Genomic DNA, 24,716 nt, shown 5'->3' on the forward strand with positions numbered 1-24,716 from the left:
TTTATCTATGGTACGCATTGCGTCAACGTGTCACACTTTTGTCCGAGACCCATCGCCCCGGGCCGAGAGTGTAGGCCACCTACCGCCCCGGGTGAAGCCCCCGGCACCGTGCCGCCCCCAGGAGTGACCACGCCCTTGGCCCAGCGCCCCTTCCGCCTTCTGGAGCGCATGCCCTCGCTGCCCGCCGAGGCCCCGAGGGTCGATCGCATGCCGCCCGAATCCCGGGCGCGACGACGCCTGCGCGCCTGTCAGGAGTGCGACTGGGTGGTTGCCCTCCCCCCGCTGCGCGGCGGCGAGCAGGCCGACTGCCCGCGCTGCGGCCACACCCTGGTCAAGCGCCACCTGCGCCCGGCCCAGCGCAGCATGGCGCTGGCGCTCGCGTCCCTGCTGGCGCTAGCCATGGCACTCTCGTTCCCCTTCATCAGCTTCAGCGTGGGCGGCGTGGGCAACCGCATCGAGCTCTCCCAGACCGCCACCACCCTGATCGGCTTTCATCAGCCGGTAGTGGCCGGCGCGGTGATCCTCACCATCATCGTGCTGCCGGCGGTCTACCTGCTGGGGGTGGTCTGGCTGCAGCTCGGTCTGCTGCGCGACGCCCCGCTGCCCGCCAGCCGCGCCATCGCCCGCTCGCTCGCCCAGCTCAACCCCTGGATGATGGCCGATGTCTTCATCATTGGCGCCCTGGTCAGCCTGATCAAGGTCGCCGGCATGGCCCAGATCGAGCTGGGGGTCTCCTTCTGGGCCTTCTGCGCCTTCGCCCTGCTGCTGCTCTTCACCACCCAGTCCATCGACGCCGACTGGATGTGGTTCTCCCTGGCCGGCGAGCCCCGGGCCCCGGAGGGCACCCGCACCGGCGAGACCGCGGCTCCCCAGGGACTGGCCGGCTGCAACACCTGCGGCCTGATCGGTCGCCTGGATGAACGAGGGCGCGGTCGCTGCCGACGCTGCGGCGACCGCCTGCGCGCCCGGCTGCCCCACAGCCTGCAGCGCACCTGGGCCCTGCTCGCCGCCGCCACGGTGATGTACATTCCCGCCAACGTCTACCCGATCATGACCACCACCAGCCTCGGCCACACGAGCCCCTCGACCATCATCGGCGGCGTGGTGGAGCTGGTCCAGTTAGGCTCCTGGCCGGTGGCCGCGGTGATCTTCATCGCCAGCGTCATCGTGCCGGTGGGCAAGCTGGTGGCGCTGGCCTGGCTCTGCCTGGTGGTGAGCCGCAGCAGCGAGCTCAATGCCGCCGTGCGTACCCGGCTCTACCGGCTCACCGAATTCATCGGCCGCTGGTCGATGATCGACATCTTCGTGGTGGCGATCCTGGTGGCGCTGATCCGTGCCGGCTCGCTGATGTCGATCACCCCCGGGCCTGCCGCCCTGGCCTTCGGCGCCGTGGTGGTGATCACTATGCTGGCGGCCATGACCTTCGACCCGCGGCTGCTCTGGGATGCCCCGCTGCCGCGTGATAACAGCTGGCGAGCCTCCCGCGCCAGAGGCCAGGATGACCCCGCCACCCGCCAGGACTCACAAGGACATAACGGATGAGCGATACCCCCCGCGGCGAGGCTGCGGCCGACCAGGACCTGCACCGCGCCAAGCCCTCCCCCCAGGCCCGCTTTTCGCCGATCTGGATCGTGCCTATCGTGGCCATCCTGATCGGCCTGTGGCTGGTCTATGACAACTACCGCAGCCGGGGCCCTCAGGTGACCCTGGTGATGGCCAACGCCGAGGGGATCGAGGCCGGCAGCACCCTCATCAAGACCCGCAACGTCCAGGTGGGCCGCGTGGAACGGGTCCAGCTCTCGGAGGATCTCGCCACCGCAGTGATCACCGCCCGCATGAGCCCCGATACCGAGACCATGCTGGTGGAGGACAGCCGCTTCTGGGTGGTCAAGCCCCGGGTGGGCCGCGAGGGGATCAGCGGCCTGGGCACGGTGCTCTCCGGGGCCTTCATCCAGCTCGAGCCGGGCAGCAGCGAGACCGCCTCCAGGGAGTTCCAGGTCAGCGACCAGCCGCCGGTGGCCCCGGCGGGGGCGGCCGGCCTGCGCATCAACCTGGTCAGCCAGCTCGGCAACTCGCTCCGGGTCGGCGACCCGGTCACCTACCAGGGCTATACCGTGGGCCGCGTCGAGGACGCCCTCTTCGATGCCCAGACCCGGCGCATGCAGCACCGCATCTTCATCGAGGCGCCCTACGACACCCTGGTCACCGACAGCACCCGCTTCTGGTCGGCCAGCGGCATCGACCTGCGCCTCGACTCCGAGGGCTTCCGGGTCAACGTGGAGTCCTTCGAGGCGCTGCTGGGGGGCGGCGTCACCTTCGGGGTGCCGGAGGACCTGCCGCTGGGCGGCCCGGTGGAGCCCGACGTCACCTTCAACCTCTACCCCGACGAGGACAGCGCCCGCCAGGGCACCTTCAACCGCTACCTGGAGTACGTGCTGCTGGTGGACGACTCGGTGCGCGGCCTCTCCCGAGGGGCGCCGGTGGAGTTCCGCGGCGTGCGCATCGGCACCGTGGCGGCGGTCCCCTGGAACTTCAACGCCCCTCAGCCCGAGGGCCGCACAGGGTTCTCGATCCCGGTGCTGATCCGCATCGAGCCACAGCGACTGGGCATCGAGAACCAGGACGTCGTGCTCTCCGAATGGCGCGAGCGCTTCGACCGCCTGTTCGGCGTGGGGCTGCGCGCCAGCCTGAAGAGCGGCAACCTGCTCACCGGGGCGCTGTTCGTCGACCTCAACTTCAACAGCGATCTGGCCGGCCAGCACGTGGCCGAGACCTTCGCCGACAAGACGGTCTTCCCCACGGTCGCCGGCGGCTTCGCGCTGATCGAGGCCCAGGTAACCGACCTGCTGGCCAAGCTCAACGACCTGGAGATCGAGCCGCTGCTGGCCGGCCTCGATCGCAACCTGGCCGCCTCCGAGGCGATGCTGGGCGAGGTGCGCGAGCTCTCCGCCTCGCTCAACGCCCTGCTGGCGGACCCGGGCACCCGGGAGGTGCCGGTCAACCTCAACGCCACCCTCACGGAGCTGCGCGAGACCCTGCAGGGGGTATCGCCTGGTTCCAGCGCCTACCAGGAGCTGACCGGCGCCGTGGAGCGCCTGGAGCGGCTGATGCGCGACCTCCAGCCGGTGGCGCGGACCCTCTCCGACAACCCCCGCGCCCTGCTCTTCGACAGCCTGGAGACCGAGGACCCCATGCCCCGGGCCCCGCGATGACCCCCAGGACGACTGACGGCGCCTGTCGGCACAAGACGCCCCTCGACAAGGAGACGAGATGATGACGAGGCGATGGATGCTGGCCGCCCTGGCGGCCCTCACGGTCACGGCGGGGCTCGCCGGCTGCGCCAGCTCGAGCCCCCAACCTGCGCGCTATACCCTGCCCGAGGCGGCAGGCTCGGCGGCCGGCGCCGAGGCGACCCACCTGCTGCTGCTGCGCCCGCCGCGGCTGGCCCACTACCTGGACGTGGACGGCCTGGTGATGCAGGTGGATGACATTACCCTGGTGGAGGCCCGCGGCCATCAGTGGGCCGAGGCCCTGGGCCGCCAGCTCGAGCGCGGCCTGCGCCTGCGCCTGGCCGCCCGGCTGCCCGATACCCGGGTGATGCTGGACGAGGCCGGCGTGCGCGAACCCGGCGCCCTCAGCTTGCGCCTGGAGCTCGACCGCTTCCAGGGTCGCCACGACGGCCTGGCCGTGATCGGCGGCCAGTGGCAGCTGCGCGACGCCGAGGGGCGCCTGCTGGCCATGGCGCCCCTGCAGGTGGAGACCGAGCTCGACGACGACGGCTACCCGGCCCTCGTGCGCGCCCTGGGCCGCGGCTGGGACAGCGCGGCCGACCAGCTCGCCGAAGCGTTGCGCCGCGCGCGCTGAGCGCCGCAGGCAGAGCGCCCGGCGCTGGGCTATGGTCATCTGAGGCCCTCAGGGGCACTTTCTTACCGACAGGGACGACACCATGCACGACGACCTGACCCGGGAGCTCGCCGAACGCGAGTTCCGCCATGCCATCGCCCTCGAGCTGCGCGATATAGCCCGGCGCGCCCGCCGCGCCCTGCTGATCGCCCTGGCCAGCGACACCCACGGCCAGGAGGCCCTGGCGGAGCTCGGGGTCGCCGACCGGGCGCTGGCCGAGCTCGACGCCCTGGCCGCACAGCATGACTTCGTGGCGCTGCCGATGCTTGCCGACGTGCGCCGCGGGGTCGACCGCCTGGCCTGCCAGCTCTACCAGGACGGCGCCTGCGACGGCCTCGACGAGGACGCCCACGAGGCCTTCCTCAACCGCCATGCCCGCGGGCTGACCGCCCTGGACGGCATCGGCCCGGTCACGGCCCGGCGCCTGTTCGCCCACGGCATCAGCGACCTCGACCAGCTGCGCGAGCTCGGCGCCGAGGGCCTCGACGAGATCACCGGCCTCAACGCCGCCACCCTGGCCCGCATCCGCACAAGCCTCGCCGCAGACGCGGACGGGAAGTAGCTGCGCCGGCCGCCTCGATCTGGCATAATGCGGATACGCGGCAACCATCGAGTCCCTCCTGCCGCGCCTACCCGAATTTCTCACGCCCCGGCCCGGGACTGGCCACGCGTCTTAGCGTGGCGCGGCCGAGGCGTTTCTGCGGAGACCGCATGACCTTTTCCGACCTCGGCCTGCGTGCCGAACTGCTGCGTGCCGTAGAGGCACAGGGCTACACCGTTCCGACCCCGATCCAGCGCCAGGCGATTCCTGCCGTGCTCGAGGGCGGCGACCTGCTGGCCAGCGCCCAGACCGGTACCGGCAAGACCGCCGGCTTCACCCTGCCGATGCTCCAGCGCCTGGCCGGTGGCCCGCGCCCCGGCCGCCGCGAGGTGCGCGCCCTGGTGCTCACCCCGACCCGCGAGCTGGCCGCCCAGGTGGGCGAGAGCGTGGCCGACTACGGCCGCCACCTGACCCTCAAGAGCCACGTGATCTTCGGCGGCGTGGGCCAGCAGCCCCAGGTGGATGCCATCCGCCCCGGCCTCGACGTCCTTGTCGCCACTCCGGGTCGCCTGCTCGACCTGCAGCAGCAGAAGCACGTGGACCTCTCCAAGGTGGAGATCCTGGTGCTCGACGAAGCCGACCGCATGCTCGACATGGGCTTCATCCACGACATCAAGAAGATCCTCCGGGTACTGCCCCCGAAGCGCCAGAACCTGCTCTTCTCGGCCACCTTCTCCGATGACATCCAGGCGCTGGCCAACAAGCTGCTGGACCGTCCGGCGATGATCGAGGTGGCGCGTCGCAACACCACCGCCGAGACCGTCGACCAGGCGATCTATCGCGTGGACCGCGAGAAGAAGCGCGAGCTGCTGGCCCACCTGATCAGCCAGCACAACTGGCACCAGGTGCTGGTCTTCACCCGCACCAAGCACGGTGCCAACCGCCTGGCCGAGCAGCTCTCCAAGCAGGAGATCCCGGCCATGGCGATCCATGGCAACAAGAGCCAGTCGGCGCGCACCAAGGCGCTCTCCGCCTTCAAGAGCGGCGACCTGCAGGTGCTGGTGGCCACCGATATCGCCGCCCGCGGCCTCGACATCAGCGAGCTGCCCCACGTGGTCAACTTCGAGCTGCCCAACGTGGCCGAGGACTATGTGCACCGCATCGGCCGCACCGGGCGTGCCGGCAGCGAGGGCCAGGCGGTCTCGCTGGTCTGCGTCGACGAGCACGGCCTGCTCAAGGGCATCGAGCGCCTGATCAAGCGTGATCTCGAGAAGCGCATCGAGCCCGGCTTCGAGCCCGACCCCAACGCCAAGCCCGAGCCGATCGAGAACGGTCGCAATCGTGGCGGCGGCGGTCGCGGCCAGGGCCGCGGCAACGGTCAGGGGCGTGGCAACGGCCAGGGCCAGCGCGGCCGCGACGAGCAGTCCCAGGCGCCGCGCCGGCGTCGCGGTGGTGGTGGCGGCGGCGGTCGCCGGCAGGCCTGAGAGGGCTTGTCGGGGCTGCTGGAATAGTCGATTTGAATATGCGAATGTAGGCTCCCTTTTGCTCCCTGAAGCCTGACGACCATGCTGAAGCGACTGCTGGGCAAGACGCCCATCGAGGTCTGGGTGATCAAGCAGGTCGATGCCGACCTGCTTCACCTGTGCGGCCGCGCCACCCTGGAGGCCAAGCCCAGCCGCAAGGCGGTGCTGGCGGCCCTCGAGGAGGGCCACTACGCCGGCGCCGTGAAGATGGCGACCGGCGGCGTGGTACTCAACGCCAGGCTCTTTCAGGCGCTGGTGCCCGTGGAGCAGCTCGAGCTACTCCCGGACGGCCAGGCCCGCTGGCGAGGCCGCGACTGGGGGCTGGCCCAGGCGCCCCAGCGCTGCTGGACCTACCAGGGCTCTCTCGTTGTACAGCCGGACCCCACCGGCGGCCTGATCAGCGCCGAGGACGTCTCCGGCATTCGCCAGCGGGTCGCCCAGGGGACGCACCAGCCGCCGGGCCAGGTGGTGTTCCGGCCCGAGAATGCCAACGAGGATCACCCCCTGTTGGCAGGGCGGGAGGACGACCGCAAGGATGGCATGCGCCCGAAGGCCGGGCGCGAATGGCGCCGCGACCGCGACTGATCCCTGCCCGCCCCGGAACACCGAACGCCCGACTCACGACACGGCCGCCGCAAGGCGGTCGTGTCGTTTTCGTCTAATGCCGAGCCCCCTCCCCTAGCGGCGCTGGGAAACGCCCACGCCCAGCAGGATCATCCCCAGCGCCAGCAGGTGGTTCCACTCGGGGCGCTCCCCCAGGAAGAGCAGGCCGATGGCCACCGCCCAGAGCGGGATCAGGTAGTTGATCAGCGAAAGGAAGGTGGGGCCCGCGGCCGCCACCAGGGTGAAGTAGACCACGCTGCCCAGCGCCGTGCAGAGTACGCCCAGCACCACCACGGCCCACAGCGCACCGCTGGAGAGCCCCATGGGCCAGGCGGACTCTGCAGGCAAGAGGGCCAGCGGCAGGGTGAGCAGGCAGGCCATCCCCAGCACCAGTGCCGAGGTCGACCAGGCGTCGCTGGCCGGCTTGTGGCGAGCGATGATGGTGTTGATCGCGTAGCAGCAGGCGGCCAGCAGCACCGCCAGCTGCGCCAGCAGGGTCTCGCCCTGTCCGCCCAGCTCACGCAGCGCGGCGGGCCCCACCAGCGCCAGGATGCCGGCGAAGCCGATCACGAACCCCGTGAGCCGGGCGGAGGTCATGCGCTCCCCCGCCACCAGGAAGTGCGCCAGCACCAGGGTCATGAGCGGCATGATCGCCATCAGGATGCCGGCCAGCCCGCTGTCGATGCGCTGCTGGCCCCAGCTAATCAACAGGAAGGGGGTCATGTTGCCCACCACGGCGATGGCCAGCATGAAGCCCCACAGCCGCCCGCCGCGGGGCCAGGCGCGCCCCAGCAGCAGCACCAACCCGAGCAGTGCGAGGCTGGCCAGCAGGTTGCGCCCCACCACCAGCATGGCCGGGTCCAGCTCGGCCACCGCGATCCGGGTCAGGGCAAAGGAGCTGCCCCACAGCAGGGAGAGGGTGACCAGCAGTAGCCAGTGGCTCAGGGGGCGCGTCATGGCAGGGTTCCGTGTGACAGTCCGTGCGAGGTCAGGGTGGCCGGGAGGGGTAGCCGAGGGAGCGGCCTACCGACATGGGGCCATGGAGCTTACCATGCTAATCTATTTGGCCCTTCACCCGACGAGTCAACGCCGATGTCCGCGATGCCGGAGCCCACGGATCCCCATTCCCTCCGACCGAACCGCCGCCTGCTGCTGGTCTTCATCGGCCTGATGGTGCTGGTGGGGCTCAACCTGCGCCCCGCCCTCTCAAGCCTCGCCCCGGTGCTCACCCGCATCCAGCAGGATACCGGCCTCTCGCCGCTCGCCATCGGCGCGCTCACCACCCTGCCGGTGCTCTGCCTGGGGCTCTTCGCACCCCTGGCCCCCTGGCTGGCCAAGCGGCTGGGCCCGGAGCGGGCCCTGGCCGCCGGCCTCGCGCTGCTGGCCGGCGGGCTCGCGCTGCGCGGTATTCCCCTGATCGCGACCCTCTTCCTCGGCACCCTGATGGTGGGCGCCGCCATCGGCGTGGCCGGCACCCTGCTGCCCGCCCTGGTCAAGCGCGAGCTGCCCGCCGGCGCCGACCTGATGACCGGCGTCTACACCATGGCGCTGTGCCTGGGGGGCGCCCTGGGCGCGGGGCTCGCCATTCCGTTAACCGAGTGGCTGGGCGGCTGGCACCTGGGCCTGGCCAGCTGGGCGGTGCTCGCCGTTCTGGCCCTGGCGGCCTGGCTGCTGCTGGCGCCGCGCCGCGACGAGGCGGCGATGCCCAGCGCCGGCGGCTCCATGCGCGCCGTGCTCGGCCAGCCCCTGGCCTGGCAGGTGATGCTCTTCATGGGGCTGCAGTCATCGCTGGCCTATATCGTCTTCGGCTGGCTGCCGACCCTGCTGGTCGCCCGAGGCTACGGCGAGGCCGAGGCCGGCTGGATGATGGGCGCTTCGGTGATGGCGCAGCTACCGGCGGCTCTGGCCGCCCCCTGGCTGGCCCGACTGGGGCGCGACCAGCGCCCAGCCCTGCTCACCGTGCTGGCCCTGATTGCCGCGGGCTTCTGGCTGCTGCTGCAGGGGCCGGTGGCGCTGCGCTGGCTCGGCGTGGTGCTGCTGGGCTTCGGCCAGGGAGGCGGCTTCAGCATGGCGCTCACGCTGATCGTGCTGCGCTCAGGCAACTCCCGGCTGGCCGGCAAGCTCTCCGGCCTGGCCCAGGGCGGCGGCTATACTCTGGCCGCCCTGGGGCCGCTGGGTGTAGGGGTCATGCTGCAGCTCGATCTGGGCCTTGCCACCATCACCATCGTGCTGATGTCGGTCTGCGCCCTGGCTGGCCTGTTCGCCCTGTTCGCCGGCCGCAACCGACGCCTGGAGATCGATGCCGAGGGGCGCCTGGTCACCCGCTGACGAAGCGAGCCACCAGGCTTGTCCGCGATCAATGGCGGCCCTCCACGGCCGCGGTTAGACTCGAGGCAAACCCTTCCGGCAGCGGTGGCGCATGGGCGATGACAAGGCGGTGGCCCTCGAGGCCCGCGGGCTGACGCGCAGCTACCCGATGGGCGAGGTGACCATCCAGGCCCTGCGCGGCGTGGACCTGGCCCTCTACCGCGGAGAGCTGCTGGTGATGCTGGGCGCCTCGGGCTCCGGCAAGTCCACCCTGCTCAATATCCTCGGCGGCCTCGACAGTGCCAGCGGCGGCGAGGTGCGCTACGTCGACCACCGCGGCCAGAGCCGCGACCTGACCCGCGCCAGCCAGCGCGAACTCACCCGCTTTCGCCGCCACTACGTCGGCTTCGTGTTCCAGTTCTACAACCTGATCGCCAGCCTCACCGCCCGGGAGAACGTGGCCATCGTCACCGAGATCGCGCGCCGCCCGATGAGCCCGGAGTCGGCGCTGGCCATGGTCGGCCTCGGCGAGCGCCTCGACCACTTTCCCTCCCAGCTCTCCGGCGGCGAGCAGCAGCGGGTGGCCATCGCCCGGGCGGTGGCCAAGCAGCCCGATCTGCTGCTCTGCGACGAACCCACCGGCGCCCTGGACTTCCGCACCGGCATCCGCGTCCTCGAGGTCCTCGAGACCGTCAACCGCGAGACCGCCACCACGGTGGCGATCATCACCCACAACGAGGTGATCGGCGAGATGGCCGACCGGGTGATCCGCCTGCGCGACGGCCGGGTCGACGAGATCCACGTCAACGCCACCCGCCGCCCCGCCCGCGAGCTGCGCTGGTGAGGCCGCCGTGAGGACCCTCGACCGCAAGCTGCTCCGCGATTTCTGGCGCCTCAAGGGCCAGGCCCTGGCCATCGCCGTGGTGATCTCCGGCGGGGTGATGACCCTGATCCTCTCGGTGACCACCCTGGAGGCGCTCTCCGGGGCCAGGGAGCGCTTCTACGCCAGCCACCACTTCGCCGAGGTGTTCGCCGACGTCAAGCGCGCCCCGCTGGGCGTGGTGAGCCGCCTGCAGGAGATCGAGGGGGTCAACCTGATCGAACCCCGGGTGCAGGCCGCCATGCGCCTCTCGGTGGTGGGCTTCGACGACCCCATCCGCGGGCTGGCCCAGTCGATCCCCGATGGGCGTCAGCCGATACTCAACCGCCTGCACTTGGTGGCCGGCGGCCTGCCCGAGGCGGGCCGCGACGACCAGGCGGTGGTCTCCGATGCCTTCGCCGAGGCCCATGGGCTGGTCCCGGGCGACAGCCTGGAGGCGATCATCGACGGTCGCCGTGTGCGGCTGCAGCTCGCGGGCATCGCCCTGAGCCCGGAGTTCCTCTACCAGGTCGCCCCCACCGACCTGATGCCCGACTACCGCCGCTACGCCGTGCTTTGGATGAACCAGCGCACCCTCGCCAACGCCTACGGCATGGAGGGCGCCTTCAACCAGCTGACCCTGACCCTGCAGGCCGGGGCGCAACGCGAGGCGGTGATCGACGCCCTCGACCTGGCGCTGGCCCGCTACGGTGGCACTGGCGCCTGGACCCGCGACGACCAGCCCTCCCACCGCTTCCTCGACGAGGAGCTCAACCAGCAGCGCATCCAGGCCACGGTGCTGCCGGCGATCTTCCTCTCGGTCTCCGCCTTCCTGCTCCACGTGGTGATGGGCCGCCTGATCCAGACCCAGCGCGAGCAGGTCGCCGTGCTCAAGGCCTTCGGCTACCGCGACGGGGAGCTGGCCCGCCATTTCGGCCTGCTGGCCGGGATGATCGTGCTGCTCGGCTGGGCGCTGGGCGTGGCCCTGGGGGCCTGGGCGGCCAGCGGCATGGCCAGCCTCTATCGGGAGTACTTCCGTTTCCCCGAGATGCCCTTCCGGGTGCCGCTGTGGGCGCTGGCGCTGTCGCTGTCGGTGGTGGCCCTGGCGACCCTGCTCGGCACCTGGCGAGCGGTCTGGCAGGCGGTCAGCCGACCGCCCGCCGAGGCGATGCGCCCGCCGGCCCCGCTGCGCTTTCGCCGCAGCTGGCTGGAGCGCCTGCTGCCCGCTGCCTTGCTGGGGCAGGAGGGGCGCATGATCCTGCGCCACCTCGCCCGACACCCGGCCAAGGCCGGCCTCTCGGTGGCCGGCATCGCCCTCTCCGCGGGCCTGCTGATGATGGGCGCCTACCAGCTCGACGCCGTGGAGGCGATGATCGACCAGCAGTATCGCCAGGTGCTGCGCATGGACATGGAGCTCACCTTCGCCGAGGCGACCCCGGCCCGAGCCGCCGGCGAGCTGCGCCACCTGCCCGGGGTGCTCGCCGTGGAGACCTGGCGCCGGGTGCCGGTCACCCTGATTCACGGCCATCGCGTGGAGCGCACCAGCCTGCTGGGCATGGAGCCCGAGCCGCAGCTGCGCCAGGTGTTGGATGGCCAGGGCCGTCCCCAGCGCCTGCCCGAGGAGGGCCTGATGCTGACCCGCCACCTGGCCGACTCCCTCGATGCCCGGGTGGGGGACGAGCTGGAGGTGGCGATCATGGAGGGGCGGCGGCGCCAGGTGATGCTGCCGCTGGCCGCCCTGGTAGACGAACCCCTCGGCGTAGGCGCCTATCTCACCCGCCCCCGGCTCAATGCGCTGATGGGCGAGGGGCCGGCGATCAGCGGTGCCTGGCTGCTGGTGGATGACAACCACCGCGAGGCGCTCAACGCCGCCCTCTGGGAGATGCCCGGGGTGGCCGCCATCGGGCGGCTCGACCAGGCCGAGCGGGGCATCCGCGACTACCTCGACGAGACGATCCTGCTGTTCGCGGTGATCTTCGTGGCCATCGCCACCTCGATCAGCTTCGGCGTGGTCTACAACAACGCTCGCGTCACCTTCGCCGAGCGCGCCCGGGAGCTCGCCACCCTGCAGGTGCTGGGCTACAGCCGTGCCGAGGTGTCGCGCATCCTGCTCGGCGAGATCGCCCTGCTGACGCTCGCCGCCCTGCCGCCGGGCTGGGCCATCGGCATCGTCTTCAGCCGCCTGCTCAACCAGGCCTTCAGCAGCGACCTGTTCCGCATTCCGCTGGTGCTCACTCCCCAGGCCTTCGGCATCGCCGCCAGCGGCGTGCTAGCCGCCTCGCTGGTGGTGGCCCTACTGGTGGTGCGACGCCTGGGCCGCCTGGACAAGCTGCGCGTCCTCAAGGCCGTGGAATAGTACAAGGAGACCGACCGTGACACTTCGCCCCTGGCAGAGACGCCACTTCTGGAGCCTGGCCGCCCTGGCCATGCTGGCCCTGCTGGCCTTGGCGCTGCGCCCGGCGCCGGTGCCGGTCAGCGTGGCCCGGGTCACGGCCGCCCCCTTCGTCGACTCGGTGATCGAGGAGGGACGCACCCGGCTGCGCGACACCTGGAATGTCTCGGTGCCCATCGCCGGCTACCTGCAGCGGGTGATGCTGGAAGTCGGTGACGAGGTGGAGCAGGGCCAGCCCCTGTTCCTCCTCGAACCCAGCCCCGCGCCGGCCCTGGATCCCCGCTCCCGTCAGCAGGCCAAGGACGCGCTGCAAGCGGCCGAGGCGCGCCTCGCGGCCGCCCGAGCCAATCTGGAGACCACCCGCGCCGAGCGGCGCTTCGCCGAGGCCGAGTTCGAGCGCTACCTCACCCTGCACCAGCGCAACCTGGTCTCCACCGCCGACCTCGACCAGCGCCGCAGCCAGCGCGACCGTCAGCGCGCCATCGAGAGCGCGGCGGCCGCAAGCGTCGAGGCGGCCCGCTTCGAGGTGGAGAGCGCCCGGGCCATGCTGGCGGTGGCCAGCGGCCAACGCGACGCTGCCGAGCACCCCGCCCTGGTGGTTCGCGCCCCCATCAGCGGCACGGTGCTGACCCGCTACCGCTGCTGCGAGGGCAGCGTGGCCGCCGGCGAGCGCATCCTCGAACTCGGCAGCCTTGCTGACCTGGAGATCCAGGTGGACCTGCTCTCCATGGATGCCGTGCGGGTCCGCCCCGGCATGGCGGTGCGCCTGACCGGCTGGGGCGGCGAGGAAGCGCTCGCGGGCGTGGTGCGACGCATCGAGCCCGCCGGCTTCACCCGAGTCTCGGCGCTGGGCGTCGACGAGCAGCGGGTGCCGGTGATCGTGGACTTCGCCGAGGAGATCGACCCCGCCGCCCTGGGCCTGGGCAGCGGTTTCCGGGTCGACGCCGAGTTCCTGGTCTGGCAGGCCGACGAGGTACTGCAGCTGCCTACCAGCGCCCTGTTCCGCGCCGACGGGGAGTGGGCGGTGTTCCGCGTGGAGGAAGCCCGCGCCCGCCGGGTGGCGGTCACCCCGGGGCGGCGCAGCGGCCTCGTCACCCAGGTGCTCGAGGGGGTGGAGGCCGGCGACCTGATCATCACCCGCCCGGGCGAGCGGGTCGCCGAGGGCGTGCGGGTGCGCATCGACGAGTGAGCCTGGCGACTGGGCCCGCCCCTTCGTATCATGGTCGGCTCATGCCTGCCCCGGAGCCCCCATGTCCATCGACGCTACCTTCTCGTCCCCGCGCCCTGTGCTGGTCATCTACACCGGGGGAACCCTGGGCATGGTGGCAGGCGAGCACGGCCTCGTCCCCGGCGGTGACATCGAGGCGCGCCTGGCTCGCGCCCTGGACGGCCTGCCCGCCCAGCGCCGCGCGGCACTGCCGGACCATGAGGTGCTGGCCTTACCCGCCCCCATCGACTCCAGTGCCGCCACCCCGCGGGAGTGGCAGCGGCTGGCCGACTTGATCGCCAAGCGCTTCCGGGACCACGCCGGCATCGCGGTGCTGCACGGCACCGATACGCTGGCCTGGACGGCCTCGAGCCTCGCCTATCAGCTTCAGGGCCTGGACCGCCCGGTGGTGGTGACCGGCGCCATGCAACCGCTGGAAGCCGAGAACAGCGACGCGGCCGACAACGTCGAGCTGGCGCTGCGTTTTGCGATCAACCCAGCGCTTCAGGAGGTGGCCATCGCCTTCGGCGGCAGGCTGCTGCGTGGCGTGCGGGCACGCAAGTGGCAGACGCGGGACGCCCACGCCTTCGTCAGCCCTAACTATCCGCTGCTCGGCGAGCGGGTCGGCAGCGACGCCGTGCTCTATCCCGGGCGCGGCCTGGCGCATCAACAGCGCGGCGCCCCACGCTTCGAGCTGCCCGACTATGGCCCCCTGGCGGAGGGCGGGGTGGCACGCATCGTGCTGTGGCCGGGCATCGCCGCCCGCCAGGTGGCGGCCTGGCTCGAGGCGCCGACGCTCAAGGGGGCCCTGCTGGAGGTGTGGGGAGGTGGCAACGTGCCCGAGGATCCCGAACTGCTTGGTGTGCTCGCCGAGGCCAGCGGCCAGGGCAAGCTGTTGGCGGCGATCAGCCAGTGCCCCCATGGTGGCATCGACATAGGCCACTACGCTGCGGGCTGGGGACTGCAGGCGGCCGGGGTGCTCTCGGCCGATGCCATGACCCCGGAAGCGGCACTGACCAAGCTCGTTCATCTGCTGGCCCAGCCGCTGACGGATGCCGAACGCCGGCGGCGCTTCCTCACCCCGCTGGTGGGAGAGCGGTGACGGCTCCCTGCACCAGCGTTGACGACGGTCATGCAACGGGCGGCGCAAGCCGCTATGGTGGGAGGTATTCCAACACCGCAAGGAGAGCCGCCATGGAACACCCCGACCACCCCTTCACCGAACTCTTCGAGCAGCTGGGCCTCGCGTCGGAACCGGAGGCGATCAAGCGCTTCATCGAGCGCAACGGCCCAATTCCCGATGAGATCCCCCTGCCGGACGCCCCCTGCTGGAACGAGGGCCAGGCCGAGTTCTTGCGCGAGGCCATCGAGGAGGACGCCGACTGGGCCGAGGTGGTCGACCACCTGAACGCCTCGCTGCGCAAACCCTGATGGCCGCCGGCCAGGCTAGCCGTTGGCGGCCTGGCCGTTGGCCTCCACCCGCCGCCTGACCCAGGCGCCCACCAGCAGCAGCACGGTGAGCGCCAGCAGCGGCAGCACCACGCCGATGCTCAGTGCCTCTTCCTTCTCCACCGCCTCCAGCGCCCCATAGATGGCGCTGGCATAGACCGCCCACTTCACGCCGAGACCGATGATGGCCGCCATCAGGAAGGTCCCCAGCGGCAGGCGCAGCAGGCCGGCGGCATAGTTGACCACCGAGTGCGGGAAGCCCGGCAGCACACGCAGGGCGCACTGGGTCAGGAAATCGCTGCGCTGCTCCAGGCGCCGCATGATCTTGCGGGTGAGCCCCTTGGGCGTCCAGCGATCGCCCACCCGGGCCGAGAGCCAGTAGGCGCCCAGGGCCCCGAGCACGCTGCCCACGATCAGCATGGGGGTCGCCGCCAGGGGCGAATAGAAGGGGGCGATCAGCCACAGCCCGATGCTGCCGGGCAGGCCCAGCGCCAGGGTCACGGCCATCACCAGGATCACGCTGATGATCACGGCGGGATGGTGGGAGGCCTCGTCCGCCCAGCGCTGCAGATCCGCCAGGTCAGGCGAGTGCCAGATCCACAGGTAGAGCGCCATCAACACGACGCCACCCACCGCCGCTACCCGCCAGGGCCAGCGCAGTGAACTATCGTTGAACATCGATCATCTTCCGGTGCGCAGAGGCGCCCATGGTGCCATGCAGGAGCCATCCTACGCCAGCATGGCAACCGCCGCGGCCGGCCGCTGAGGGGCCTGCCACGGCGGCGTGTCGAGCCTGCGGGATCAATAGAGGACGTCGCGAATCACCTGGTAGATGATCTCGTTGGCGGCGTCGACCAGGATCGCATCGGGCCCCACTCGGCGCCATTCGTAGCCGTCATAGCGCGGCAGGTAGCCCAGCGCACGGTCGTCGAAGCGCTTGGCGATGCCCGGAGGCAGCGGCTTGCCGCGCTCGAGGTTCATGCGGATGCCCGGCGGCAGGGCGGCGCGATCATCTTCGCGAACCCAGTCGCGACCCTCGCCGAAGAGGCGGCGCAGCTCCCGCTCGTCGATGCTGGGACCGCTGCGGTAGCGCTCGTCGCGACGCTCACGGTCGCGATAGCCCGCGTCGCGCCGGTCACGGTAGCTTTCTCTGTCCCGGTAGCTCTCCCGATCCCGGTAGCCTTCCCGGTCACGCTCGCGGTCGCGCCAGTCACCCTCCCGGCGTTCACCGTCGCGGTAGCGCTCCTGCTCACGAAGCTCCTGCTGGCCGCGATCACCGCCCCGCCCCTGGGGCCCCTGCTCTCGCCGCTCCTGGCTCTGTCCTTGTCCTTGCCCCTGCCCTTGAGCCTGAGAGGCCCCCTGGCCTCGGCCGGGGTGGTCGGCGGGCTGTGCCAGGGCGGGGCCTGCCGCCATCACCAGCGCAAGGCTAGAAGCCGCCAGGGCCAGGCGCAGATCGATTCGCTTGCTCATGTGAACCTCCGGTTCCATGGGGGGATGCCTATCAGACTAGTCGCCAATGATGCAGCCGGTGTGGAACTACTGTCGGCCTGTGGCGACACCCTGAATGCAAAGAGGCCCGGCATGCGGCATGCCGGGCCTCTGCGGGTCGAACCTGGCTCAGCCCTTGAGGTCACGCATCAGCAGCGCGAACTCGATGCGCTCGGGCGCGATCGCCTCGCCCGGTACCGGGATGCGCACCACGTGGCCGGAGCCCGGTGCCACCCCCACGGATTCGCCACGCTTGTTCTCGATATGCTCGAGCACGAAGCGGCGGTTGCCACCGGGCAGCATCAGCTCCATGCCGTCCCCCACCTCGAAGCGGTTCTTGACGTCCACCTCCAGCACGCCTCGGTCGGGGTCATAGCCGATCACCTCGCCGACGAACTGCTGGTGCACCCCCACCGAGTTGCCCTGCTCGTAGTTCTGGTACTCGTCATGCACGTGGCGGCGATAGAAGCCTTCCGTGTAGCCGCGGTTGGCGAGGTTGTCGAGCTCATCCATCAGACGCATGTCGAAGGGCCGGCCGGCCACGGCATCATCGATGGCGCGACGGTAGACCTGGGCGGTGCGCGCCACGTAGTAGTGGGACTTGGTGCGCCCCTCGATCTTCAGCGAGGTGACGCCCATCTGGGTCAGGCGCGGCACGTGCTGGACGGCGCGCAGGTCCTTGGAGTTCATGATGTAGGTGCCGTGCTCGTCCTCGAACACCGGCATCAGCTCGCCCGGGCGGGTGCGGTCCTCGATCAGCGCCGAGAGCTCGTCCTGGCCCTCCACCCCGCCGGCGGTGGCCGTGGTCTGGGACAGGCCGGCGAAGGAGGTGCTGCCGCCGCCGGAGGCGATCAACCCGCCCTGAGCCCCGCCCTGCTCGGGGGTCCAGACGCCGCTGGCCGCATGGGCGGCCGCCGAGTTGGCCGGCACCAGGTCGCCGGTCTCGTCCTGGGCGGCGGCCACGGTGTTGTACTTCCAGCGGCAGGCGTTGGTGCAGGTGCCCTGGTTGGGGTCGCGGTGGTTGAAGTAGCCGGAGAGCAGGCAGCGCCCGGAGTAGGCGATGCACAGCGCGCCGTGAACGAAGGTCTCGATCTCGAGGTCGGGGCACTCGGCACGGATCTCGCCGATCTCCTCGAGGGACAGCTCACGCGACAGGATGATGCGGCTGATGCCCTGGCGCTGCCAGAACTTCGCCGCCGCCCAGTTGACCACGTTGGACTGCACCGAGAGGTGGATCACCTGGTCGGGCCAGCGCTCGCGCACCATCATGATCAACCCCGGGTCGGACATGATCAGGGCATCGGGACCGGCCTCGATCACCGGCTCCATGTCGCGCAGGTAGGTCTTCAGCTTGCTGTTGTGGGGCGCGATGTTGGAGGCCACGTAGAACTGCTTGCCCCGCTCATGGGCGTAGGCGATGCCCTTGTGCAGGTTGTCGATCTTGAAGTCGTTGTTGCGCACGCGCAGCGAGTAGCGCGGCTGGCCGGCATAGACGGCATCGGCGCCATACGCGAAGGCGTAGCGCATGTTCTTGAACGTTCCCGCGGGGGAGAGCAGTTCGGGGGCTTGCATGTGAGGTCACCGTTGTCAGGACGATGGCAGCCGGGGCAGAAGCGCTCCGGCGTGCAGGGGGATGGGAAGGCGCGAAAGTCTAGCAATTGCCGCCGAATCTGGCCAGAAAGTGTCGATTTGCGTACACTGCGCGCCACCGGACCGGACCCCGGACTGCCGCACCCACGGCCCCACAAATTCTCCGACCAGAGCTGACCCATGACCCTTCCTGCTTCCCCCACGGCGGCCGACCGCACCACCGTGGTGATCTACTCCGGCGGCATGGACTCCTACACCGTGCTGCACCGCGCGCTGCGCGAGGGGCTCGACGTCCACGCCCTCTCCTTCGACTACGGCCAGCGCCACGCCCGTGAGCTCGAGGTGGCCGAGCGCGTCTGCCGCGAACTCGGCGTGCCTCACCAGGTGGTGGACATCCGCGCCATTCACGGCCTGATCGATGGCTCGGCGCTCACCGACGCCGGCCGCGAGCTGCCCGAGGGCGACTACGGCGAGGAGAACCTCAGCGCCACGGTGGTGCCCAACCGCAACATGATCCTGCTGGCGCTCGCCATCGCCAAGGCGGTGAACATCGGCGCCGGCCGGGTCGACTACGGCGCCCACGGCGGGGATCACGTGCTCTACCCCGACTGCCGCCCCGAGTTCGTGGAGCGCATGAACGCCGTGGCTGGCATCGCCAACTTCGAACCCGTCGAGATCCACGCCCCCTACCTGCGCGCCAGCAAGGCCGAGATCCTCGCCGATGGCCTGGCCATGGGGCTCGACTACGGCCAGACCTGGACCTGCTATCGGGGTGGGCGGCTTGCCTGCGGGCGCTGCGGCAGCTGCCGCGAGCGCCTGGCGGCCTTTGCCGCCAACGGGGCGATCGACCCCCTGGGCTATTCGGAGCGGCCCGACACCGCCACCGACGCCTCACCGCAGCCCGATCAGGAGGCCTGATGTACCACGTCAAGGAGGCCTTCTATACCCTGCAGGGCGAGGGCGGACAGGCCGGGCGCGCCAGCGTCTTCTGCCGCTTCACCGGCTGCAACCTCTGGTCCGGCCGGGAGTCGGACCGGGCGAGTGCCGCCTGCACCTTCTGCGATACCGACTTCCTCGGCACCGACGGCCAGAACGGCGGGCGCTTCGCGGATGCTGCGTCCCTGGCCGAGCACCTGACGGCGCTCTGGCCTGCGCAGGACGGCCCGAGCGTGAGAGGCGCCACGCCCTATGTGGTCTTCACCGGCGGCGAGCCTCTGCTGCAGCTCGACGAGGCGCTGATCCAGGCGATGCATGAGCAGGGCTTCGAGGTCGCCGTGGAAACCAACGGCACCCTGCCCGCCCCCGCCGGTATCGACTGGCTCTGCGTCAGCCCCAAGGGGGCGACGGAGCTCGCCATCACCGCGGGCAACGAGCTGAAGCTGGTCTACCCACAACCTGAGGCCCCGCCGGCGCGCTTCGCCCGGCTCGACTTCGACCACTTCTTCCTGCAGCCCATGGACACCGGGGCCGGCGGGCGACCTGCCACCCCGGCGAACGACGCCATCGCCGTTGCGACGACCGACACCATGGCCGCCAGCGTCGCCTACTGCCTCGCCCACCCGCAGTGGCGCCTGTCGCTGCAGACCCACAAGATTACGGGGATCGACTGATGACGCTATTCGTCAACCGCCTGACCCAGCTTGACGTCTCCTGGTGGTGCCCGACCCGGGGCCTGGTCGGCGCCAGCTGGCAGGTGGACGTGGAGCTCGACGGGGAGCTCGGCGAGGACGGCATGCTGTTCGACTTCGGCGAGGTGAAGCCGTGGATCAAGCAGCGCCTGGATGCCGGTGCCGACCATACCCTGCTGGTGCCCACCCGGGCCCCCGGCCTGGAGCTCCATGACTGCCGCGAGGGGCTCTGCGTGCGTACCACCCTGCCCTGGCCCATGGAGCTTCGCGCCCCGCGCCAGGCGCTGACCCTGCTACCCTGGCGGGAGATCCGCGCCGAGCGGCTGGCCGACCACCTGGCGGCGGAGCTGATGCGCCGGCCGCCGCCGCGGGTCAGCGATATCCGCCTGCGCCTGCGGGAAGAGGAGATCGAGGGAGCGGCCTACACCTACAGCCATGGCCTGCGGCGCCACGCCGGCAACTGCCAGCGCATCGCCCATGGCCACCGCTCGCGGCTGCATATCTGGCAGGGCGGGAAGCGCGTTCCCGAGCTGGAGCGAGAGTGGGCAGAGCGGCTCGCGGATCGCTACCTGGTCGACCAGGCCGATATCGTCACGGACGAGGAGCCGGCCTGGAAGCAGATGCTGACCAGCCGCTATCGCACGGCCCAGGGGCAGTTCTTCCTGCGCCTGCCGAGGGAGCGCTGTGAGGTGCTGCCGACGCCGACCACGGTGGAGTGGATCGCCGACTGGCTGGCCCGGCAGATCGCCGGCGAGACGGGGCGCGCCACCCGGGTGCAGGCCTTCGAGGGGATCGACAAGGGCGCCATCGCGCAGGCCTCGCCATGACAGCAGGTGCCACGCCCGCCGACGACACGCCGGCAAGCGCAGCGGCCTGCCGGCCGGGATGCGGCGCCTGCTGCATCGCCCCCTCGATCAGCACGCCGATTCCCGGCATGCCGGATGGCAAGCCGGCCGGCGTGCGCTGCGTGCAGCTGGATGAGGACAATCTGTGCCGGCTGTTCGGCGACCCGCGCCGCCCGGCGGTATGCGAGCGCTTCGGCTTCGATGCAGCACTATGCGGCGAACGCCGTGAGCAGGCGCTGGAGCGCATCGCCGCCCTGGAGAGCGCCACCGGCTAGCGCTCCTGATATCAGACGATGCGGCCCATCGCCTTGAGCTGCACCAGCAGCTCGGCCACCTGCTCGGCGGGCTTCTGATACTCCTGCATCAGCGCCCGAAGTCGCTCCTCGAAGCTCTGCTCGACGTTCTTGTCGAAGCTATCCTCGACGCTCTTCTCGACATTCTCCTCAACGTTCTTCTGGCGGGGCGCTTCCTGCTCCTCCAGTGGAGACCCGATCACTTTGGAAGGCGCATCGGGCATCCCTGACCGTCCATCGGGGTTATCGAGTTCGCGAAGCGCCTCGGCAAAGGCATCATCGAGTTCACGGAACTTGCGCAGTTTCTCACGCTCGTCCATCGGTTTGCGCTGGGTCTGCTGTTTCATCAGTTTCCGGTCGTTCATGGGGACGGCTGAGGAGATGAACATCGCATCAGGCGGGCGTTAACCAGCCACTTATAAGCGCGATGTCCCGAGTCATTATTATACCGCCAACGTACTGCCCGGCGAAGGGCCGGGACCATGATGGCGCCACGACCCGACCGGCAACAGGATATCGCGACTGTGCACCAGCGCGCATACAGCTTGCCCAAACTTGCCTTTGCAAACCCTTAGGCCGCATAAAGTAACCAGGCCGGCAGGGCGCTGATCATTTTCGCAGCGACTGCAGACGTCGCCAGGCTGAAAATGAACGGACGCCCCGCACCGGGAACCATCGCGCAAGGAAGGGGCCAGACCATGTTCAACGAAATGATGCGAGCAGAGATCTGGCTGCAGGAGACGCTCGCCAGCGGAGAGAGCCTCGAGGAACTGGCCGCGCGCCTGGGCTACTCCAGCTCTCAGGTACGTCGCCGATTCCGTCAGTGCTTCGGGCTATCGCCGAGCGCCTACCGGGAGAGCCTGCGCCTGGAGAAGGCCGCTCGGCTGCTCACCTTCACGCCGCGGGGCGTGCGCGAGATCGCCAGGCGCTGCGGCTATACCAACCACTCGGCCTTCAGCCGGGCCTTCCAGCGCCGCTATCGCCAGACCCCCCGGGAGTTTCGGCTCAACCGGCACAGGGCGCTCAGGGCCTCTCGCCCGCCTGCGCTGACGTTAGAGCCCACTCTCCACACCCTCCCCCCGCGCACCGCCGTGGTTACCCGCTGCTATGTCGGCACGGAACAGCTGACGCCGCCCGAGACATGGCCACGGATGCTGTGGGGGGAAGAGCCGCCGTCAGGCATTCCGATGGACGCGCCGTCCCTTGCCCTGCTGCATGACCCCTGCCAGGCATGCTCGCTGCCCAAGCTCGACCTGGGGGTGGTCCTGGCGCCGGGGCTGGCCGACCGCCTGGCCATGCCGCCCTCACTGAGGGTGGTGACGCTGCCAAGCGTGCGCACTGCCAGCCTGTCATTGACCGCGGTCGACGACGTCAACACAGCCCTGGAGAGTCTGCTCACCGACGCCCTGCCCACGCTGGGCGAGCACTACTGTGGAGAAGCGATCCGCCTGATCGCCGACGGAGACGCCCTCGAGCTCCAGCTGCCGCTGATGCCGTCACCACAGACAACGACGGCGCCCTGAGGGCGCCGTCTAAAGGCCGAAGCGTAGCGATCGCACCTTACTCCTCGACGCGCACCAGCCAGGACTCCACGGTATCGCTGCCGTGCTCGTCCTTCCACGCCTTCAGGGTCTTGTGGTTGCCACCGCGAGTCTCCACGACCTCACCGGTATTCGGGTTCTTGTAGATCTTCAGCTTGCGCTTGCGACGCGCCCCTGCCGGCGCGGAGGCGGCCTTGGGTGCTGCCGCCGCAGGCTTCGGGTTGAGCAGCGCGATCACGTCCGCGGCGCTCTTGTCGAACTCTCGCATCAGCGACTCGAGGCGCTCCTTGAACTCGAGCTCCGACTGCAGGCGCTTGTCGTTTTGCAGCTTCTCCATATTGGCCTGGAGCTGTTTCAGCTGCTGTTCCATCTGCATGTATTCGTTGATCAGGGACATGATCCGACTTCCTTCTTTCGAAATGATAGGTGCAACGGGTGGACGATTATCTGACAGCGGAGTTATAACTTGCAACAGTTTGGATGATAGCAGCACTCAACGCAACTCGAGTATTGTCGGTTCTGTGTGATAACAAACCTCGGGCAGCGACTCGGCGAGACATTATCGCTCGCCATGAAGTACAACAGCCAAGTTTCCTGAATTCAAGAAAGGGGTCGCTGCGAGCGTCGAGCGCGAGACTATCTTGTTCGGCAACTCGAGAAGAACACAAAAGCGCGCCGAACCCGGTCAACACGCCAAACACCAGCGCTAAAAAAAACCGCCGCCCCGAAGGGCGGCGGTCTCTGGTCCGTCGGGAACTAACTTCCCGATCAGTCCTGACCCATCTGCTGCTTGATGAGGTCGCCGATGGTGGTCGGGCCACCCACTTCGACGTTCTCTTCGCGCAGCTTCTTGAGGTTCTGACGCGTCTCGTCCTGATCCTTGGCCTTGATGGACAGGGCGATCTGACGGTTCTTGCGGTCGACACCGATGATGCGAGCCTCGACGCTGTCACCCTCGTTCAGGACGTTGCGAGCATCCTCGACGCGGTCGGCACTGATCTCGGAGGCCTTGAGCACGGCGACGACATCGGTAGCCAGCTCGACCTGGGCCTGCTTGGCATCGACCTCGACCACGCGGCCGGTGACGATGGTGCCCTTGTCGTTGACGGCCAGGTACTCGGCGACCGGATCGGTGTCCAGCTGCTTGATACCCAGGGAGATGCGCTCACGCTCCGGATCGATGGAGAGGATCACGGCCTCGGCCTCGTCACCCTTCTTGAAGGAACGCACGGCCTCTTCGCCGGTCTCGGTCCAGGAGATGTCGGAGAGGTGCACCAGACCGTCGATGCCGCCATCCAGACCGATGAAGATACCGAAGTCGGTGATCGACTTGATGGTACCGGCAACGCGGTCACCCTTGTTGAACTGGGAGCTGAAGGTCTCCCACGGGTTGGCGGTGCACTGCTTGATGCCCAGGGAGATACGACGACGCTCCTCGTCGATATCCAGCACCATGACGTCCACATCGTCGCCCACCTGGACAACCTTGGACGGATGGATGTTCTTGTTGGTCCAGTCCATCTCGGAGACGTGGACCAGACCCTCGACACCCTCTTCCAGCTCGGCGAAGCAGCCGTAGTCGGTGAGGTTGGTGACGACGGCACGCACCTTGGTGCCTTCCGGGTAACGATCCTTGATGTTGACCCAGGGATCTTCGCCCAGCTGCTTGAGACCCAGGGAGACGCGGTTGCGCTCGCGATCGAACTTCAGCACCTTGACGCTGATCTCGTCGCCCACGGCAACGATCTCGCTCGGATGCTTGATGCGCTTCCAGGCCATGTCGGTGATGTGCAGCAGGCCGTCGACGCCGCCGAGGTCGACGAAGGCGCCGTAGTCGGTCAGGTTCTTGACGATACCCAGGATCTGCTGGCCTTCCTGCAGGGTGGCGAGCAGGGCCTCACGCTCGGCGCTGTTCTCGGCTTCGAGCACGGCACGGCGGGAAACGACGACGTTGTTGCGCTTCGGGTCAAGCTTGATGACCTTGAAGTCGAGTTCCTTGTTCTCGAGGTGCGTGGTGTCGCGCACCGGACGCACGTCGACCAGGGAACCCGGGAGGAAGGCACGGATGGAGTCGACATCGACGGTGAAACCGCCCTTGACCTTGCCGTTGATCACGCCCTTGACGATCTCGTCCTTCTCGAAGGCAGCTTCCAGGATCTTCCACGCTTCGGCGCGCTTGGCCTTCTCGCGGGAGAGGCGGGTCTCACCGAAACCGTCTTCGACGGCTTCCAGAGCGACGTGAACCTCGTCGCCGATGGCGATGGACAGCTCGCCATTATCGTCGCGGAACTGGGCCGCGGGGATCTGACCTTCGGACTTCAGGCCGGCATTGACGGTGACCCAGTCACCCTCGATGTCGACGATGGTAGCCACGACGATCGCGCCCGGCTCCATGTTGATGTCCTGGAGAGATTGTTCAAACAAGTCAGCAAAGCTTTCGCTCATGATGTTCCTACGTGATCAACGTTAAGTGCGGTCATGCCGCTTCCTCCGCACCACCAGCGAGTGCGGGCCTTATTTACCAAACCCCCGGAGATGTTGGCGCTG

General features: G+C 69.4%; 24 protein-coding genes. 17 read left to right on the forward strand and 7 right to left on the reverse strand.

The features are described 5' to 3' along the window. Positions 1 to 168 precede the first annotated feature (168 nt). The 6 genes from HIR79_RS11425 to HIR79_RS11450 all read left to right on the forward strand — a co-directional run bounded on the left by HIR79_RS11425 (position 169) and on the right by HIR79_RS11450 (position 6,552). On the forward strand, positions 169 to 1,542 hold the full coding sequence (locus HIR79_RS11425) for a paraquat-inducible protein A (protein ID WP_169959553.1): 1,374 nt from the start codon (positions 169 to 171) through the stop codon (positions 1,540 to 1,542). Further along, positions 1,539 to 3,212 carry an intermembrane transport protein PqiB gene (gene pqiB, locus HIR79_RS11430; RefSeq protein WP_169958454.1) on the forward strand — a complete coding sequence of 558 codons (1,674 nt, stop codon included), beginning with the start codon at positions 1,539 to 1,541 and terminating at the stop codon, positions 3,210 to 3,212. The genes HIR79_RS11425 and pqiB overlap by 4 nt, the downstream gene beginning before the upstream one ends. 58 nt (positions 3,213 to 3,270) lie before the next feature. Continuing rightward, positions 3,271 to 3,864: a PqiC family protein gene (locus HIR79_RS11435; protein ID WP_249322125.1), complete on the forward strand. Its 594-nt coding sequence runs from the start codon at positions 3,271 to 3,273 to the stop codon at positions 3,862 to 3,864. 82 nt (positions 3,865 to 3,946) lie between these two features. Then, positions 3,947 to 4,465: a helix-hairpin-helix domain-containing protein gene (locus HIR79_RS11440; protein ID WP_169958455.1), complete on the forward strand. Its 519-nt coding sequence runs from the start codon at positions 3,947 to 3,949 to the stop codon at positions 4,463 to 4,465. 149 nt (positions 4,466 to 4,614) lie between these two features. After that, complete coding sequence (locus HIR79_RS11445) at positions 4,615 to 5,928, forward strand: DEAD/DEAH box helicase (protein WP_169958456.1); 1,314 nt, start codon at positions 4,615 to 4,617, stop codon at positions 5,926 to 5,928. An 81-nt stretch (positions 5,929 to 6,009) separates the two neighbouring features. Next, complete coding sequence (locus tag HIR79_RS11450) at positions 6,010 to 6,552, forward strand: hypothetical protein (RefSeq protein WP_169958457.1); 543 nt, start codon at positions 6,010 to 6,012, stop codon at positions 6,550 to 6,552. Positions 6,553 to 6,645: 93 nt separating this feature from the next. On the opposite strand, the gene HIR79_RS11455 is transcribed toward HIR79_RS11450, so the two are convergent. After that, a complete protein-coding gene (locus HIR79_RS11455; RefSeq protein ID WP_119020893.1) occupies positions 6,646 to 7,527 on the reverse strand; it encodes a DMT family transporter in 882 nt (293 codons plus the stop codon). A 144-nt stretch (positions 7,528 to 7,671) separates the two neighbouring features. Here HIR79_RS11455 and HIR79_RS11460 point away from each other — a divergent pair, with 144 nt between their 5' ends. The 6 genes from HIR79_RS11460 (at position 7,672) to HIR79_RS11485 (ending at position 14,766) form a co-directional block, all read left to right on the forward strand. After that, the gene (locus HIR79_RS11460; RefSeq protein ID WP_249322335.1) at positions 7,672 to 8,898 is read left to right on the forward strand and encodes an MFS transporter; all 1,227 of its coding nucleotides are present in this window, start codon (positions 7,672 to 7,674) and stop codon (positions 8,896 to 8,898) included. 91 nt (positions 8,899 to 8,989) lie between these two features. Beyond that, the gene (locus tag HIR79_RS11465) at positions 8,990 to 9,721 is read left to right on the forward strand and encodes an ABC transporter ATP-binding protein (RefSeq protein ID WP_169958458.1); all 732 of its coding nucleotides are present in this window, start codon (positions 8,990 to 8,992) and stop codon (positions 9,719 to 9,721) included. Between the two features lie 7 nt (positions 9,722 to 9,728). Then, a complete protein-coding gene (locus HIR79_RS11470; RefSeq protein ID WP_169958459.1) occupies positions 9,729 to 12,092 on the forward strand; it encodes an ABC transporter permease in 2,364 nt (787 codons plus the stop codon). A 16-nt stretch (positions 12,093 to 12,108) separates the two neighbouring features. Continuing rightward, positions 12,109 to 13,317 carry an efflux RND transporter periplasmic adaptor subunit gene (locus tag HIR79_RS11475; RefSeq protein WP_249322126.1) on the forward strand — a complete coding sequence of 403 codons (1,209 nt, stop codon included), beginning with the start codon at positions 12,109 to 12,111 and terminating at the stop codon, positions 13,315 to 13,317. A 61-nt stretch (positions 13,318 to 13,378) separates the two neighbouring features. After that, positions 13,379 to 14,437: an asparaginase gene (locus HIR79_RS11480; protein ID WP_169958460.1), complete on the forward strand. Its 1,059-nt coding sequence runs from the start codon at positions 13,379 to 13,381 to the stop codon at positions 14,435 to 14,437. Positions 14,438 to 14,529: 92 nt separating this feature from the next. Continuing rightward, positions 14,530 to 14,766 (forward strand): DUF2789 domain-containing protein, encoded by a 237-nt coding sequence (locus HIR79_RS11485; protein WP_169958461.1) that lies wholly within the window; start codon positions 14,530 to 14,532, stop codon positions 14,764 to 14,766. Between the two features lie 15 nt (positions 14,767 to 14,781). Here the strand turns inward: HIR79_RS11485 and HIR79_RS11490 are convergent, their stop codons facing one another. From HIR79_RS11490 to trhP, 3 genes are all read right to left on the reverse strand, one after another. Further along, on the reverse strand, positions 14,782 to 15,462 hold the full coding sequence (locus tag HIR79_RS11490; protein WP_169958462.1) for a TVP38/TMEM64 family protein: 681 nt from the start codon (positions 15,460 to 15,462) through the stop codon (positions 14,782 to 14,784). Between the two features lie 123 nt (positions 15,463 to 15,585). Next, on the reverse strand, positions 15,586 to 16,254 hold the full coding sequence (locus tag HIR79_RS11495; RefSeq protein WP_169958463.1) for an anti-virulence regulator CigR family protein: 669 nt from the start codon (positions 16,252 to 16,254) through the stop codon (positions 15,586 to 15,588). 147 nt (positions 16,255 to 16,401) lie between these two features. Next, positions 16,402 to 17,844, reverse strand: coding sequence for a prephenate-dependent tRNA uridine(34) hydroxylase TrhP (gene trhP, locus HIR79_RS11500; RefSeq protein WP_169958464.1), 1,443 nt, complete (start codon positions 17,842 to 17,844; stop codon positions 16,402 to 16,404). A 198-nt stretch (positions 17,845 to 18,042) separates the two neighbouring features. On the opposite strand from trhP, the gene queC reads away from it, so the two are divergent. From queC to HIR79_RS11520, 4 genes are read left to right on the forward strand one after another with little or no spacing between them, the layout of a single operon-like run. After that, a complete protein-coding gene (gene queC, locus HIR79_RS11505; protein WP_169958465.1) occupies positions 18,043 to 18,780 on the forward strand; it encodes a 7-cyano-7-deazaguanine synthase QueC in 738 nt (245 codons plus the stop codon). Then, complete coding sequence (queE, locus tag HIR79_RS11510) at positions 18,780 to 19,472, forward strand: 7-carboxy-7-deazaguanine synthase (protein WP_169958466.1); 693 nt, start codon at positions 18,780 to 18,782, stop codon at positions 19,470 to 19,472. The genes queC and queE overlap by 1 nt, the downstream gene beginning before the upstream one ends. Next, positions 19,472 to 20,317, forward strand: coding sequence for a 6-carboxytetrahydropterin synthase (locus HIR79_RS11515; protein WP_169958467.1), 846 nt, complete (start codon positions 19,472 to 19,474; stop codon positions 20,315 to 20,317). The genes queE and HIR79_RS11515 overlap by 1 nt, the downstream gene beginning before the upstream one ends. Further along, positions 20,314 to 20,610 (forward strand): YkgJ family cysteine cluster protein, encoded by a 297-nt coding sequence (locus HIR79_RS11520; protein ID WP_169958468.1) that lies wholly within the window; start codon positions 20,314 to 20,316, stop codon positions 20,608 to 20,610. The genes HIR79_RS11515 and HIR79_RS11520 overlap by 4 nt, the downstream gene beginning before the upstream one ends. Positions 20,611 to 20,621: 11 nt before the next feature. Here HIR79_RS11520 and HIR79_RS11525 read toward each other — a convergent pair whose 3' ends face one another. Further along, a complete protein-coding gene (locus HIR79_RS11525; RefSeq protein WP_249322127.1) occupies positions 20,622 to 20,975 on the reverse strand; it encodes a hypothetical protein in 354 nt (117 codons plus the stop codon). A 351-nt stretch (positions 20,976 to 21,326) separates the two neighbouring features. Here HIR79_RS11525 and HIR79_RS11530 point away from each other — a divergent pair, with 351 nt between their 5' ends. Then, positions 21,327 to 22,151 (forward strand): helix-turn-helix domain-containing protein, encoded by an 825-nt coding sequence (locus HIR79_RS11530; protein WP_169958469.1) that lies wholly within the window; start codon positions 21,327 to 21,329, stop codon positions 22,149 to 22,151. Between the two features lie 37 nt (positions 22,152 to 22,188). Here HIR79_RS11530 and HIR79_RS11535 read toward each other — a convergent pair whose 3' ends face one another. Together HIR79_RS11535 and rpsA are read right to left on the reverse strand one after the other, a co-directional pair. After that, positions 22,189 to 22,566: a histone-like nucleoid-structuring protein, MvaT/MvaU family gene (locus tag HIR79_RS11535; protein ID WP_169958470.1), complete on the reverse strand. Its 378-nt coding sequence runs from the start codon at positions 22,564 to 22,566 to the stop codon at positions 22,189 to 22,191. 371 nt (positions 22,567 to 22,937) lie between these two features. Next, on the reverse strand, positions 22,938 to 24,614 hold the full coding sequence (gene rpsA / locus HIR79_RS11540; RefSeq protein ID WP_169958471.1) for a 30S ribosomal protein S1: 1,677 nt from the start codon (positions 24,612 to 24,614) through the stop codon (positions 22,938 to 22,940). Between the last annotated feature and the right edge of the window lie 102 nt (positions 24,615 to 24,716).

This window comes from Halomonas sp. PGE1 (genome assembly GCF_013000985.1).
GTDB lineage: Bacteria > Pseudomonadota > Gammaproteobacteria > Pseudomonadales > Halomonadaceae > Halomonas > Halomonas alkalicola.